The following is a 14129-nucleotide window of genomic DNA, read 5'->3' on the forward strand; positions in this document are numbered from 1 at the left end:
CTCTCACCAAAGCCATGTCTGCCTCTCACCAAAGATAGAAGAATGCGAAAATGAACACCCAGACCAGGTCGACGAAATGCCAGTAGAGCCCCATGATCTCGACGTTCTCATAGCTGCCCCTGCGGCTGGTGAAGAACCCGGGCCGTCCAGTGTCGTAATCTCCGCGCCAGACCTTTCGCGCCACGATGATCAGGAAGATCACCCCGAACGTCACATGGGTGCCGTGGAAGCCGGTGATCATGAAGAAGGATGACCCGAACTGCGCCGCCCCCCACGGGTTGCCCCAGGGCCGTACCCCTTCGCTGATCAGCTTGGTCCATTCGAAAGCCTGCATGCCGACGAAGGTCGCGCCGAGTGCTGCGGTCAGAAGCATGAGGATCGCGGTTTTGCGGCGGTCGCGGCGATAGCCGAAATTCACCGCCATCGCCATCGTTCCGCTGCTCGAGATCAGCACGAAGGTCATGATGGCGATAAGGATCAGCGGAACATTCGAGCCGCCAATATGAAGGGCAAAAACCTCGCTCGGATTGGGCCACGGCACCCGGGTAGACATGCGCGCGGTCATGTAGGAGAGCAGGAAGCAGCCGAAGACGAAGGTGTCGCTGAGTAGGAAGATCCACATCATGGCCTTGCCCCAGGACACGTTCTTGAACGCGCGCTGATCCGACGACCAGTCGGCGGCGACGCCTTGCAAGCCCGCCGGCCGCGGCTGTGTTTGGCCGATATGCGTCACTGTCGTCTCTGCCATCCGCCCGGCCCTCCTAGGTCAGCAACTGTCGGCAAATCTCGATAAAGGTCGCGGCCCAGCCGGCCAGAAGCGCGAAGATGGCGAGCCAGACGAAAAGCAGGAAATGCCAGTACATGGCGCATAGTTCGACGCTGAGGCGAAGCCGCTCCGGCCGGGCTCCGTTCCAGGCGCCGGCAGTTGTTCTGCTCAAGGCGACCAGCCCTCCCAGTATGTGCAGGCCATGCATCCCGGTTATCAGGTAGAAAAAACTGTTGGCCGGATTGGCGGTCAGCAAGTAGCCGTCGGCGGTCAGTTCCCGCCATGCCACAAGCTGTCCGATCAGGAAGGCAAGCGCGGTGAGCCCAGCCGTGACGAGGCCGAGCCTGACCGTGTCGATTTGGCCCCGGCGCGCGGCGACCGAGGCGCATTGCAGCGCGATGCTGCTCAGGACCAGCACGCCGGTGTTGAACCAGAGCACGCGCGGTAGCGGCAGCGCCTGCCAGTCCGACAGCGCCATGCGCATGAAATAGGCGCTGGTGAAAAGCGCAAACAGGCAGCCGACGACGGCGAGGAAGACGCCGAGGCCGATCTTGGCGGTCGGCAGCGCCGATCCTTCCGAGCCGATAATATCCCCGATCACGCCTTGCTCGAGCCATGGCTTGGCCATCAGCCGCTGGTGGGAAAGCCACCATCCGGCAAAGCCGACGATCACGAGGAGGAAGACCAGAATGACGCTCATGCCGGCTCTCTTGAGGATCCGAAGGAGCCCGGCATGTTTTGCGGTATAAAATCCTCCTTGGCGCCCGGCACGCTGTAGTCATAGGCCCAGCGATAGACGATCGGCAGCTCCTTGCCGAAATTGCCATGGGCGGGCGGTGTTTGCGGCGTCTGCCATTCGAGCGTCGTGGCGCGCCATGGATTGCCGCCGGCCTCCCGGCCATGGCGGATGCTCCAGATCAGATTGAACAGGAACACCATCTGGGCGAAGCCGACCATGAACGCCATGATGCTGATGAACGAGTTCAGGTGGTGGGCCGATTCCGTCATCACCGTCATGTCGGTCAGCTCGTTGTAGCGGCGTGGCACGCCCATCAGGCCGATGTAGTGCATGGGAAAGAAAATCAGGTAGGCGCCGAGGAAGGTGACCCAGAAATGGAACTGGCCCATTGCCTCGTTCAGCATCCGGCCAGCGACCTTCGGGTACCAGTGATAAATCGCCCCGAAGATCACGAGAATCGGGGCGACGCCCATGACCATGTGGAAATGGGCAACGACAAACATTGTATCCGACAGCGGAACATCGACGACGACATTGCCGAGAAACAATCCGGTCAGTCCGCCATTGACGAAGGTGACGATGAAGGCCAGGGCAAAAAGCATCGGTATGGTGAGGTGGATGTCGCCGCGCCACAGCGTTAGCACCCAATTGTAGACCTTGATCGCGGTCGGGACGGCAATGATCAACGTCGTGGTGGCGAAGAAGAAGCCGAAATAGGGATGCATGCCGCTGACATACATGTGATGCGCCCAGACCACGAAGCTCAGCGCGCCGATGCCGACGATGGCCCAGACCATCATCCGGTAGCCGAAGATGTTCTTGCGCGCATGAGTGCTGATCAGGTCGGACACGATGCCGAAGGCCGGCAGCGCCACGATGTAGACCTCGGGGTGGCCGAAGAACCAGAACAGATGCTGGAAGAGGATCGGGCTGCCGCCGCCGTGCTGCAATTGCTCGCCCATCTCGACGATCGCCGGCATGAAGAAGCTGGTGCCGAGCGCGCGGTCGAACAACATCATCACGCAGGCGACAAACAGCGCCGGGAAGGCGAGCAGCGCCATGACGGTCGCGGTGAAGATGCCCCAGACAGTCAGCGGCAGGCGCATCAGCGTCATGCCGCGCGTGCGGCCCTGCAGCACCGTCACGACATAGTTCAAGCCGCCCATCGTGAAGCCGATGATGAACAGGATCAGCGAGATGAGCATCAGCATGATGCCCCAGTCCTGGCCGCCTGGTGTGCCGGTCATGATCGCCTGCGGCGGGTAGAGCGTCCAGCCGGCACCCGTCGGTCCGCCGGGCGCAAAGAAGCTCGACACCAAAACCAGCACGGCGAGCAGGTAGATCCAGTAGCTCAGCATGTTGACATAGGGAAAGACCATGTCGCGCGCGCCGACCATCAGTGGGATCAGATAGTTGCCGAAGCCGCCCAGGAAGAGGGCCGTGAGCAGGTAGATCACCATGATCATGCCGTGCATGGTGATGAACTGGTAGTAGGCTTCCGGGGTGATGAAGTCGAACGTGCCGGGGAAGCCGAGCTGCAGCCGCATCAGCCAGGACAGCACCAGCGCCACCAGGCCGATTGCCGTCGCCGTCGCCGAATACTGGATGGCGATGACCTTGGCGTCCTGCGAGAAAACGTATTTCGTCCACCAGCTGTGCGGATGGTAGAGTTCCATTTCCGCGACTTCGGCCGGCGGTACCGCATCTGCAGGTGTGATATCGACCATAGGAACACCTCCGTGCCCTTTTTCGGCCAGGCTCGACAGTTTCGAGCCCCGCCGCAATTTAAACCCACGTCGCCGTCTTCCCGGCGTCTACTCTGCCGAGCCCACCTGCTGGGGGGCTGACAATTGCGCAAAAGTCTGCTGTTCGCCGAGCCACGCCGTATAATCTTCCTGCGTGTCGACCATGACCACACCATGCATCAAAGGATGCCCCTGGCCGCAAAGTTCGGCGCACAGGACCTGGAAGGTTCCGGTCTTGGTCGGGGTGAACCAGAAATAGGTGACCGAGCCCGGGATCATGTCCATCTTGGCGCGGAATTCCGGGACATAGAAATCGTGGAGCACGTCGATCGAGCGAAGCAGCATCTTGACCGGCTTGCCAACCGGCAGATGCAGATCGGCAGCTTCGACCACGACATCGTCTTGGCCATTGGGGTCGCTGGCGATGACGCCCAGCGGATTTTCAGCGCTGACGTTGCGGGTGTCGGATGTGCCGAGCTTGCCGTCCTTGCCGGGCAGGCGAAAACTCCATTGCCATTGCTGGCCGACGACTTCGACCTCGGTTGCGTCGCTTGGGACGTTGACGAACTGGTTCCAGACGAACAGGCCCGGAACCAGCATGGCCGTGACCCCGATTGCGGTGACGATCGTCAGCCACCATTCGAGCCGCTTGTCCTCGGGTTTGTATGCCGCCTGATTGCCTTCCCGATGACGGAAGCGGAAGACGCAATAGGCCATGAATAGGACGACGGCGGCGAAGACGACGCCGGTGATCCAAAAGGTGATGATGATGGTGTTGTCGATATAGTCCCAGTTCGAGGCAATCGGCGTCCACCACCATGGGCTCAGGAAGTGGAACAACACTGAGCCCACAACTACCAAAACGAGTACAAGCGCGATGGCCATATCCCGTTTCCTCCCGGCATTCCAAGGGCGCGAAGCCGTCCCAGGAAATGCCAAGTGCATCATAGCTCGATTTCCGGTCGAAATTCTAGTGCGGTCATCCGGTCAGCCGAAAACGCAATGGCGATGATGTGGATAAACCTAAGAAGAAGAGGGCTGCGGCGAAGAAAAAACCTGCCAACGGGCGCCGAATAACACGGCATTCTGCCGAATTATGAAAGGCCGCCCTCAATGCGGCCGTTTTCGTTGTGACCTTAGAGCGACGTGTGGCCACTTGGACGCACAAAGTACACTCTGAACTCTTATTTTCTACGCATCCTGCTGTCCGAGAATCGATTCCGATTTTCGGGCGGATGCGGTAGCGACAGATTCGTGCCCAAGTAGCGGTTGACGGCTAGCGATACGAGATTTTGATCATTATCTGCACCGTGTTGCAAAGTGCAGGGTCGTTGGAGGGATCGTTGAAGCTATTAGTCGGTATTGGAGGCGCGGTCGCCACGGCGTTCCTCCTCGCCTCGGCCTGCGGCAGCGCCCAAGCCGACAGCGCTCTTGACAATTGGCGATTCGACACCGGCAGCGGTGGCCTGGTCACGGCCTCGCTGCATGCCACCAACAAGCTCATCACCGGCGGCGGCGCCTTGAGCTACAGCCCGGTCCTGACCATTGCCTGCCGGGCGAATGGTGAGCCGCGCTGGAGCGAATGGTTGCAGTTGAACGACGCCGTCTCCGCCAGCCGGACCATCACCGTGTCGGTGACCGTCGACAAGGCCAGCAAGGTCAACGAAAGCTGGTCGGTCGGCCCGCGGGGCCGGACGCTGGTTCGGGATGGTGCCGACGGTATCAGGCGTTTGGTTTCCGCAGACCGGCTCCTGCTTTCCTGGCGGTTCGGGCTGCTGTCGGGGCGAGGCGAGGCCGATTTCGACCTTGCCGGGTTCAGCGAGGCCGTCGGCCAGATCGCCGGCACCTGCAACACCGAGTTGCCGTGATCGGATCAGCGGCGCTCGCCTTGACCGCTAAGAAATCCAGTGAGTTATTCCGGCACAAACGTCTCGAACGCACCCGCGCAGCCAGCGGTGCGCCGGATCGGCATCGAGCCGCGGGTGCCACAAAAGTGAAACCCCGATTTCCGGCAAGGGAACCGGCAGAGGAAAACAGAACATCCCGTCGCGCAGGTTTCCCGAATAGCGTTCGGGAACGCTGGCGATCAGGTCCGAGGCACGCGCCAGGGCCAGAGCTTCCGAAAAGCCGCCGACGACCGTAACGATCTCCCGTTTCAACCCTAGCGGCTCAAGGGCATCGTCGATCGGTCCCCTGTCGAGCCCGCGACGGGAGATGAGGATGTGCCGGCCGGCTGCATAGCGGGCAGGGGTGATCGGGATCTCGCACAATGGATGCCCCATCCGCACGACACCGACGAAACGGTCACGGAACAACGCTTGCGCGCGCACCTCCGGTCCCGTGGCCTTTCCGATGACGCCCGTTTCAAGATCCACGCTGCCGTCGCGCAGCGGTGTGCTGTCCTTGTCCGGCTTCAGCACAAAACGCAGCCGCACGCCCGGTGCTTGTTCGCCTACGCGCGCAATGAGATCCGGTCCGAAATTCTCGACAAAGCCATCCCTGTTTCTAAGCGTGAAGGTTCGCACGAGCCGTTTCAGGTCGAGCGTCTCAACAGGACGCAGAACGGATTCGGCGTCCTGCACAAGCTGACCGACGCGCTCGCGGAGCTCGATGGCCCGGGGCGTGGGAACGAGGCCGCGTCCAGCCCTGACCAACAGCGGATCGCCGGTCGTCTCACGCAATCGCGCCAGCGCCCGGCTCATCGCCGACGGACTCAGCCGCAACCTCTTGGCGGCGCGCGCAACGCTGCCTTCCGTCAGCAGCACATCAAGGGTGACAAGCAGATTGAGATCGGGATGCGACATCAACGGATCGTAGCAGCCCGGCACGATATAACATAGCGTGAAACGCAATGATTAAGTGCGAATGATGCATCTTCCGCCATGTCTAGCAAAGGACTACGTGTCTGCCAGCTCCGTTTCGGGAGTCGCCAGAAAACGGAGCTCATGTTGAAGCCAATCGATGCAGGACGAGCAGTCGCCGGAGATACGGAACGGGGACCTTCGGTTCGGTGGGCGCTCGCCAGCCTCTCGCTGTCCATGTTGCTGTCCTCATTCGGCATCAGCATCGCCAACGTTGCCTTGCCGACCTTGGCGCAGGCGTTCAACGCTTCGTTCCAGCAAGTCCAGTGGATCGTGCTGGCTTATCTCCTCGCCATCACCACCATGATCGTCAGCGTCGGACGGCTCGGCGACCTCATCGGCGGTCGGCGGCTGCTGCTGGCTGGGCTCTTCCTGTTCACCGTGGCCTCGGTCCTGTGTGGCGTCGCGCCGACGCTCTGGCTGCTGATTGCCGCCCGGGCGGCGCAGGGAGTAGGGGCGGCCATCATGATGACCCTGACCATGGCTTTTGTCGGTGAGACGGTTCCGAAGGCCAAGACCGGCAGCGCCATGGGGCTGCTCGGAACGATGTCGGCGATCGGCACCGCTCTCGGTCCGTCGCTCGGCGGTCTTCTGATTGCCGGAGCTGGTTGGCGGGCGATCTTCCTGGTCAACGTGCCGCTGGGTTTGCTGGCTTTTGTTCTCGCCTATCGCTATCTGCCGGCTGATCGCCGGGGGCCGAAGACTGATCGGACCGGCTTCGACGTTGTGGGCACGCTGCTGCTTGCCCTAGCGCTTGGCGCCTATGCGCTCGCGATGACGGTCGGGCGTGGCAGTTTTGGTCCGCTCAACATGGCCCTATTGGTGGCAGCCGTTTTCGGAGCCGGCTTCTTTGTGCTTGTGGAGGCAAGAGTGGCGTCGCCTTTGATCCGATTGGCGGCGTTCCGCAATGCGACGCTGAGTGCCAGCCTCACCATGAGTGCGCTCGTTGCGACGGTGATGATGGCGACGCTGGTGGTCGGGCCGTTCTATCTGTCTCGTGCGCTCAGGCTCGACGCGGCTCTTGTTGGGATCGTCATGTCGGTCGGTCCGCTTGTCGCCGCGCTGACCGGTGTGCCAGCTGGCCGTATAGCGGACCGTTTTGGCGCTGCGCGCATGACCATCATTGGGCTCATCGCGATAGCGGCCGGTTGCTTCATTCTGTCCATGATGCCGGCAACGCTCCCTGGCTACATCGCCCCGATTGCAATCATCACATCAGGCTATGCGCTGTTCCAAACGGCCAACAACACCGCCGTCATGTCGGATATCCGCCCGGACCAGCGGGGCGTCATTTCCGGATTGCTCAATTTGTCGCGCAACCTCGGGCTCATTACTGGCGCATCCGTCATGGGCGCCGTGTTCGCGGTTGCGTCAGCGACGACCGACATCACGACGGCGCGCCCAGAGGCCGTTGCCGCCGGTATGCGGATCACGTTCGCGGTCGCGACGATTCTGATCGTCGTCGCGCTCGCCATCGCGGTTGGAAGCCGTGCTCTCGCGGCACGCCCTTCGATGTCTGGCGTGTCATGACACCGTAGTCCGAACGCAACCCGGATGCTTTCGACGAGATGCCGGTGCATGTTCAGATCGGGCGTCAGATCAGCAGCAGGCCCTTCCCGTCATTACAATTGTTCTCACTCGTCAAAGCCGCTTGGATCGTCCGGCAAATCTGCGTCCTAGCCTGCGACTTGGTGCAGGCCTGCCTGAAACTCGGTAAGAGCCGCCTGCACGTGACTTGAAAAGGGCTTCTCTGTTTCGTCGGCGTGCCAGTTCTCCAGCGCAACTTTCCAGATGGCCGCGCCTATCTCTGCTACGGCGCGCGAAAACGAGGGCCGGATACCCCGCTGCTGTAGAGCCAGATCGATTGCGGAAGCGAGCTTATGCAGCTTCATCAGTTCCCGCTCCTGCAGGTCGCCATGCGTGAATATCAGACGCTGGCGCAGCTTTACGATAGCGCGGTGGCCGTCGATGAAGGGAGCGACCGATTCAAAGGCGCGAGCCACCATTGTCAGTGGATGCACGCCGGCGCGGGCTCTCGCTATTTCGTTTGCTATCGTGACCTGGTGATCACCGGCTCGCCAGAACATGACTTCTCGCTTGTCGGTGAAGTAGCGGTAGAACGTCCGCTCCGTTAGCCCGGCTTCCGCAGCAATCTCTGGAACAGTCGTTGCAGCGTAGCCCTGCTGCCTGAAAAGACTGTATGCGGCGGCCTCGAACCGCTCGCGCGCATTTTCTGCCCTCTTGACCATTCCAAACCCTTCTCAGTTTTGTGAACATACGACAATTGTCAGGCTCTGACAATGATGCTAAAGATTGTCAGAGCCTGCCAATGTGGCACGAGTGCTAGGGCTCGTACGCTTGGTCAATGCGGCGGCGAACACGCACAATGGTCCGACCTTCGGCGCAAAGTTCGCAAGCACAATCACGGCTCCAACTTGGAAGCGCGAAGAGGGATGCCCGATAATGGAAGACGAACGGTCCGAGACTACACAAACCTGCGGCGTCACGCGTCGCGTTGTGCTCGCTAGCGGAGCTGGGGCTGCCGCTGCGAGCATCTTGCCACTCGAGCAACGAGCCCAAGCACAACAGCAGTTCGCGCGTGCCGAAACCGGCCAAACGGTTCAAGTCTCGGCGAACGTGAACGGCCGACCGGTGATTCTTGAGATCGATTCCCGCGCTTCTCTCCTCGATTTGCTGCGTGAGCGGCGAGAGCTGACCGGGACCAAGAAGGGCTGCGATCACGGACAGTGTGGGGCTTGCACGGTTCATCTGGATGGCCGGCCTGTCTCGTCCTGTCTCACGCTGGCGGCCAAGATCGATGGACGGCAGGTCACCACGATCGAGGGCCTCGCCGAAGGCGCGGACCTTCACCCAATGCAGCAGGCCTTCATAGACAATGATGCGCTTCAATGTGGGTATTGCACGCCAGGACAGATCATGTCCGCGGTCGCCTGCGTGACTGGAGGGCATGCGACCAGTCCAGATGCAATCCGCGAGTTCATGAGTGGGAACATCTGTCGGTGCGGCGCCTATGTCGGGATTCTCGCGGCCATCCAGCAAGCAGCCAAGGTCATGGAGGACTGAAAGATGAGGGCGTTGAGCTACACCGTTGCCCCCTCTGCCGAAGCCGCCGTGGCACGTTTTGCGGCGGCCCAAGGATCGGCGCGATATATCGCCGGTGGCACCAACCTGTACGACCTGATGAAGCTCGGGATTGAGCACCCGGCTCATCTGATCGACGTCAGCCGAATCGACGGCATGGACGCGATCGAAACAGACGGCGACATTCTGCGCTTCGGTGGCCGCGCTCTGATGACCGATGTAGCCTACACGCCGGTCGTGCGCGACCAGTATCCCGTGCTTTCTGAAAGTCTGCTCAAGGCTGCGTCACAGCAGTTGCGGAACATGGCCACGGTGGGCGGCAACCTTCAGCAACGCACCCGCTGCGTGTACTTTCGCAACGGTGCGGGATCGACCTCGATGGTTGGCGTTTATCCTTGCAACAAGCGCGAGCCTGGCTCCGGTTGCTCGGCCATCGGCGGGCTCGATCGCACTCATGCCGTTCTTGGCACAAGTGAGGCTTGCACCGCGGTGGCGCCTGGCGACTGGCCGGTCGCACTGATGGCGATGGACGCGACGATCGAGATGCTCGGGCCTGAGGGTCCGCGTAACCTTCCGATTGCTGAATTCTACCGTCTCCCAGGTGATACGCCCCACCGCGAGTTCAATCTTCATCCGGGCGAACTGGTGACGGCGATCACCGTCCGGAAAACGCCTGCCGGCCGTGCATCGACCTATCATAAAATCCGCGACCGCGAGAGTTATGCCTTCGCATTGGCCTCCGCTGCGGTGGCACTCGAGATGGATGGCGCCACCGTCCGCACCGCCCGCATTGCGCTCGGCGGTGTCGCGACCACACCTTGGCGATCCCGCGCCGCCGAAGCGATTGTTGCTGGTTCACCACTCACACCTGAACTTGCTCTTCGGGCCGGAAGGGCGGCTTTCGCCGACGCCCGAGGCGGTCAGCACAATGCATTCAAGATCGAACTCGGCGCGAGAGTTATCGCCGATGCGCTGATCATCGCCGCTGAAAGGAGGGCGTAATGCCTACGCAAGCCTTCTCGGAAATTGCACGTGTCGATGCGAGAGACAAAGTTCTCGGCCGGGCGCAGTACGGTGCCGACGTTAAGAAGCCCGGAATGCTATATGCCATGCTGGTGCCTGCGACTATTGCGAAAGGCAAGGTAAGTGCCCTCGATGTAGCGCCTGCCATGGAAACGCCCGGTGTTGTCCAAGTGCTGGGCATAGGAGATTTCCCGGCACTTCGTGCAGAGATATCGTATCGGGGCCAGCCCATTGCGCTGGTAGTTGCCGAGACCGTCGAAGCGGCGATCGAAGGCGCCGAAGCGGTGACGGCGGTTTACGAGACGGCGCCCTATATTCCGTTGATGACAAGCCCTGGTGCGCAACGCGTAGATGCCGAGGGATTCAACGCAGGCGACGTCGATCGGGCATTCCAAAACGCAGCGACAATCGTCGAGGGCATCTTCGAGACGCCAACCCAGCATCACAATGCCATGGAGTTGTTTGGCACCGTTGCGGAATGGACTGATGGACGACTGACGGTATACGAGGGATGTCAAAATCTTGACGCCGTCAAGGCGGCGCTAATGAAAGCATTCGAGCTTTCACCCGATCAGATCGCAGTGAAATCAGAACAAGTCGGTGGTGGGTTCGGGCAAAAATCTCCTCCAAAAATACAGACGTTCCTGGTCGCACACGCGGCACGGTTGATACGGCGCCCGGTAAAGCTGGTGACGCCTCGCGGGCAACTCTTCCATATAGCCAACTATCGGCCGCGCAGTGTCCACAGCATCCGTCTTGCTGCCAACGCGGAAGGACGCCTGCAGGCCATCATTTACGACGTGGTGCAAGAAAACATTCCGGATGGCGGCTTTCGCTCGACCGGCTACCACGAAGATATCGCCCGCTTGTATGCGATCGAGAACTTTCGGGCGACTGCAGGTGACATCCACATCGACCGTCAGATGCCGCGCCACACAAGGGGCACGCATCCCTTTCCTGCCGGCTTTGCATTGGAAAGCGTGATCGATGAGATGGCCTACAAGCTTGGCAAGGACCCCGTTGAGCTTCGTCTTGAACACGAGGCTAAGAACGACATCATCGCTGGCCAACCTCTATCGCCGCACTTTCTGAACGACTGCCTGAGAGAGGGGGCCAGCCGCTTCGGCTGGAGCAGGCGTCTTCCTGAACCGGGATCTATGCGACTGGCCGACGGGACGTTGGTCGGCCTTGGAGTGGCGTGCGGCATCTTCGGTGCGTCGATGTCTGCGAGCGAGGCAACCCTCAGGGTCAGGGCCGATGGCACAACACGCATGATCAGCTCCGGACATGAGATGGGCCAAGGAATACTGACTGCGATTGCTAATGTCATCATCCAGGGTCTCGACATCAACCCCGATCGTCTGGAAGTCCTGCTCGGCGACACTACGTTGGGCCCACAGCTCGCCACGGTCGGCGAGCGCGGGACGGCCAGCTGTGTCCCAACGGCCGCAAAGGCGGTGGAGGCTCTACGCGCCAGGTTTGCCGAACTCGCCGGGGCCAATCCGCCAGCCGGCAATTTGCACCAACAGCTCGCGCGCCTGAAGCGCCCCTATATCGAGGTCAAAGTTTCAGAGCTGGCGCCAGGTCAAGACGCGTCGGCCCTCGAGGCCTAGCGCACCGGCGGCCGTGCAGGCGCAGGGCCCGAATACCCCGGCTTCACGTCCATGAGCTATATCGCGCAGTTTGTGGAGATTCACATCGACGCGACAACCCGGCGGATCCGCATGCCGCGCGCGGTCAGCATCGCGGACGTAGGGCGGGTCGTAAGCCCGAGGACCGCGAAGGGACAGATGTACGGCGGTGTCGTCTGGGGGTTCAGCACAGCGCTTCGGGAAGAGTCGGAAGTCGATCCGCGCTTTGCCGGTTACCTCAATGACGATCTCGCCGACTACGTGATGGCGGTGAACGCCGATATCGGTGAGGTGGATGTCGGGCTGATAGATAAGCCTGATCCCAGGATCAACTCGGTCGGTGTGAAAGGAATGGGCGAGTTGGTGATGCTCGGAACAGCGCCTGCAATCGCTAATGCCATCTATCACGCAACAGGCAAACGCATACGAAAACTGCCGATACGCATAGACGACGTGCTCTGACGAAGGAGAGCCGTTGAGCACTTGCTTTAACCCAACTCGCAATCCGTCTAGTTACCTTGGAGGCAAATATGCCCGCTCTGCAGATACCCTATATCCGAAACTTTGCACCTCATATTCTGAGTGTCTTGCGCATTTTTGCAGCAGGATCATTCTTCACCCATGGCACCAGGAAGCTTTTCAGCTGGCCTGCGCCCTTTGAATATCCTCTCAACCCGTTGCTGCTCACGGCCGGAGTTCTCGAAGTGGTTGGCGGCCTTCTATTGGTATTTGGCCTCTTCGCCCGCCCGGTTGCCTTCCTGCTTTCAGGATCCATGGCCTTCGCATACTTCATCGTGCACAGTTCGAATGGTTTCTTCCCGGTACTCAACCACGGCGAAGCAGCGATGCTGTATTGCTTCCTGTTTCTCTACATTTCCGCCGCCGGGCCGGGTGTCTGGAGCTTGGATGCGCTCCGGGAGCGCAAGGCTGGAACGACTTCGTCCCGCCTGGAGACGGCGACGTGATGTGATTGGCGCGTGGTCGGCCTACAGCCATTCAATGGAGAGCGTCTATGGAGAGTCGAGATTTCGATCGAAGAGCCAGTGCTGGCCACATGCGGGATAAGGTGCTGGGAACGGACGGGCGCGGTGTAGCAATCGCAGTGGTTCGGGCCTCGATGATCGCTCTCGCATTCACCATGCTCGGCTCCATATCGCTGCTGATCTCCTCCGGCGTTCACGCCCAGTCGTCTCGCTCAGTGGGCTCGCCGACATCGTGCGTAATGCCCGCGGCCACCCCCGTCGAGATTGCTTCCGGGCTCAATATACCCTGGTCCGCCGTGCGCGTCGGCAGCGAGGTGCTCGTCAGTCAGCGTGGTACTGGGGAGATCGTGGCGTTTCGGCCTGGCGAAACGCTACGATCAGTCGGCACCGTGCCCGACGTCGTAGCCCGAGGCGATGGCGGGATGCTTGGACTTGCGGTGCTCACAGAGAGCGCGAACGTCTGGCTCTACGCTTACCACAGCACGATTTCGGGCAATCGCATCGTGCGGATGGCGTACAGCGAAGGCGCGCTCGGTGAAGTGCAACCCGTCCTTGACGGATTGCCAGGAGGGCGCGGTCACAACGGCGGGCGCATCGAGTTTGGTCCTGACGGGATGCTCTATGCAACGGTGGGCGAGACGAGAAATCCCAACCTCTCGCAGGATCCAAACTCACTTGCTGGCAAGATCCTCCGCATGACGCCTACCGGCGGCGTCCCAACGGATAACCCTGTGAGAGGCTCTCTCGTCTACTCCCTTGGACACCGCAATTCTCAAGGACTGGCGTGGGATGACAGGGGACAGCTGTGGGCGACCGATTTTGGGGATGATGGATGGGACGAACTCAACCGCGTTGAGCCGGGGGGAAATTACGGGTGGCCGGTCATCGAAGGCAGGGGAGGCAACCCCGCTTACATAGACCCTGTCATGCAGTGGCATACGCAGGAAATGGGTCCAAGCGGGCTTGCCTACGTTGACGGCACCTTCTTCGTTGCAGGTCTGACAGGGCAGCGGCTGTGGTCGGTGACAATTGACGCCGCGGGCAATCCCGAAGCAACGGCACACTACGCCGGCGAGTTTGGGCGTGTTCGTCATGTACTCGAGGGAAACGACGGCAACCTGTGGTTCCTGACGAACGGGCGACGTGGCGACCCCGATGGGCAGGTTCTTTCGGTCCCGCTCGGGAGCCTGGCCGCGCCCGAATGCTCACGCGCATCGGCTGCCGGTGGCCGGGGTGGAGTTCCCGCAACAGTCCCATGAACCTCGCCAAACACAAGAGG

General features: G+C 61.0%; 14 protein-coding genes. 8 read left to right on the plus strand and 6 right to left on the minus strand.

All coding sequences use genetic code 11. The features are described 5' to 3' along the window. Window positions 1-25 precede the first annotated feature (25 nt). From EJ075_RS25655 to coxB, 4 genes are all read right to left on the minus strand, one after another. Complete coding sequence (locus tag EJ075_RS25655) at window positions 26-748, minus strand: heme-copper oxidase subunit III family protein (RefSeq protein ID WP_126106237.1); 723 nt, start codon at window positions 746-748, stop codon at window positions 26-28. A 13-nt stretch (window positions 749-761) separates the two neighbouring features. Continuing rightward, the gene (locus EJ075_RS25660; RefSeq protein WP_126106238.1) at window positions 762-1466 is read right to left on the minus strand and encodes a cytochrome c oxidase subunit 3; all 705 of its coding nucleotides are present in this window, start codon (window positions 1464-1466) and stop codon (window positions 762-764) included. Next, window positions 1463-3232, minus strand: coding sequence for a cbb3-type cytochrome c oxidase subunit I (locus tag EJ075_RS25665; RefSeq protein WP_126106239.1), 1770 nt, complete (start codon window positions 3230-3232; stop codon window positions 1463-1465). Before EJ075_RS25665 ends, EJ075_RS25660 begins: the two co-directional genes overlap by 4 nt. Window positions 3233-3319: 87 nt before the next feature. Next, a complete protein-coding gene (gene coxB, locus EJ075_RS25670) occupies window positions 3320-4135 on the minus strand; it encodes a cytochrome c oxidase subunit II (protein ID WP_095485445.1) in 816 nt (271 codons plus the stop codon). 458 nt (window positions 4136-4593) lie between these two features. Between coxB and EJ075_RS25675 the strand changes: the two genes are divergently transcribed. Next, window positions 4594-5118, plus strand: coding sequence for a hypothetical protein (locus EJ075_RS25675; protein ID WP_126106240.1), 525 nt, complete (start codon window positions 4594-4596; stop codon window positions 5116-5118). A 27-nt stretch (window positions 5119-5145) separates the two neighbouring features. On the opposite strand, the gene EJ075_RS25680 is transcribed toward EJ075_RS25675, so the two are convergent. Then, complete coding sequence (locus tag EJ075_RS25680) at window positions 5146-6054, minus strand: LysR family transcriptional regulator (protein ID WP_126106241.1); 909 nt, start codon at window positions 6052-6054, stop codon at window positions 5146-5148. A 141-nt stretch (window positions 6055-6195) separates the two neighbouring features. Here EJ075_RS25680 and EJ075_RS25685 point away from each other — a divergent pair, with 141 nt between their 5' ends. After that, complete coding sequence (locus EJ075_RS25685) at window positions 6196-7641, plus strand: MFS transporter (protein ID WP_126106242.1); 1446 nt, start codon at window positions 6196-6198, stop codon at window positions 7639-7641. A gap of 146 nt (window positions 7642-7787) precedes the next feature. Here the strand turns inward: EJ075_RS25685 and EJ075_RS25690 are convergent, their stop codons facing one another. Next, complete coding sequence (locus EJ075_RS25690; protein WP_126106243.1) at window positions 7788-8360, minus strand: TetR/AcrR family transcriptional regulator; 573 nt, start codon at window positions 8358-8360, stop codon at window positions 7788-7790. Between the two features lie 214 nt (window positions 8361-8574). Between EJ075_RS25690 and EJ075_RS25695 the strand changes: the two genes are divergently transcribed. From EJ075_RS25695 to EJ075_RS25715, 6 genes are all read left to right on the plus strand, one after another. Beyond that, window positions 8575-9195, plus strand: a complete 621-nt coding sequence (locus tag EJ075_RS25695; protein ID WP_126106244.1) for a (2Fe-2S)-binding protein — start codon at window positions 8575-8577, stop codon at window positions 9193-9195. A 3-nt stretch (window positions 9196-9198) separates the two neighbouring features. After that, the gene (locus EJ075_RS25700) at window positions 9199-10215 is read left to right on the plus strand and encodes a xanthine dehydrogenase family protein subunit M (protein ID WP_126106245.1); all 1017 of its coding nucleotides are present in this window, start codon (window positions 9199-9201) and stop codon (window positions 10213-10215) included. Further along, window positions 10215-11849, plus strand: a complete 1635-nt coding sequence (locus EJ075_RS25705; protein ID WP_348627340.1) for a molybdopterin cofactor-binding domain-containing protein — start codon at window positions 10215-10217, stop codon at window positions 11847-11849. The genes EJ075_RS25700 and EJ075_RS25705 overlap by 1 nt, the downstream gene beginning before the upstream one ends. 51 nt (window positions 11850-11900) lie before the next feature. Further along, window positions 11901-12329, plus strand: coding sequence for a molybdopterin cofactor-binding domain-containing protein (locus EJ075_RS34165; protein WP_348627341.1), 429 nt, complete (start codon window positions 11901-11903; stop codon window positions 12327-12329). Between the two features lie 68 nt (window positions 12330-12397). Next, complete coding sequence (locus EJ075_RS25710; protein WP_126106246.1) at window positions 12398-12832, plus strand: DoxX family protein; 435 nt, start codon at window positions 12398-12400, stop codon at window positions 12830-12832. A 152-nt stretch (window positions 12833-12984) separates the two neighbouring features. After that, window positions 12985-14109 (plus strand): PQQ-dependent sugar dehydrogenase, encoded by a 1125-nt coding sequence (locus EJ075_RS25715; RefSeq protein WP_164547183.1) that lies wholly within the window; start codon window positions 12985-12987, stop codon window positions 14107-14109. Window positions 14110-14129: the final 20 nt, after the last annotated feature.

Source organism: Mesorhizobium sp. M6A.T.Cr.TU.016.01.1.1, assembly GCF_003952585.1.
In the GTDB taxonomy this organism is placed as follows: Bacteria; Pseudomonadota; Alphaproteobacteria; order Rhizobiales; family Rhizobiaceae; genus Mesorhizobium; species Mesorhizobium mediterraneum.

Coding starts and splice junctions, on each gene's coding strand:
- EJ075_RS25695 (WP_126106244.1), top strand. CDS start 8,575: ATGGAAGACGAACGGTCCGAGACTACACAAACCTGCGGCGTCACGCGT.
- EJ075_RS34165 (WP_348627341.1), top strand. CDS start 11,901: ATGAGCTATATCGCGCAGTTTGTGGAGATTCACATCGACGCGACAACC.
- coxB (WP_095485445.1), bottom strand. CDS start 4,135: ATGGCCATCGCGCTTGTACTCGTTTTGGTAGTTGTGGGCTCAGTGTTG.
- EJ075_RS25685 (WP_126106242.1), top strand. CDS start 6,196: ATGTTGAAGCCAATCGATGCAGGACGAGCAGTCGCCGGAGATACGGAA.
- EJ075_RS25710 (WP_126106246.1), top strand. CDS start 12,398: ATGCCCGCTCTGCAGATACCCTATATCCGAAACTTTGCACCTCATATT.
- EJ075_RS25700 (WP_126106245.1), top strand. CDS start 9,199: ATGAGGGCGTTGAGCTACACCGTTGCCCCCTCTGCCGAAGCCGCCGTG.
- EJ075_RS25665 (WP_126106239.1), bottom strand. CDS start 3,232: ATGGTCGATATCACACCTGCAGATGCGGTACCGCCGGCCGAAGTCGCG.
- EJ075_RS25660 (WP_126106238.1), bottom strand. CDS start 1,466: ATGAGCGTCATTCTGGTCTTCCTCCTCGTGATCGTCGGCTTTGCCGGA.
- EJ075_RS25680 (WP_126106241.1), bottom strand. CDS start 6,054: ATGTCGCATCCCGATCTCAATCTGCTTGTCACCCTTGATGTGCTGCTG.
- EJ075_RS25690 (WP_126106243.1), bottom strand. CDS start 8,360: ATGGTCAAGAGGGCAGAAAATGCGCGCGAGCGGTTCGAGGCCGCCGCA.
- EJ075_RS25705 (WP_348627340.1), top strand. CDS start 10,215: ATGCCTACGCAAGCCTTCTCGGAAATTGCACGTGTCGATGCGAGAGAC.
- EJ075_RS25715 (WP_164547183.1), top strand. CDS start 12,985: ATGATCGCTCTCGCATTCACCATGCTCGGCTCCATATCGCTGCTGATC.
- EJ075_RS25655 (WP_126106237.1), bottom strand. CDS start 748: ATGGCAGAGACGACAGTGACGCATATCGGCCAAACACAGCCGCGGCCG.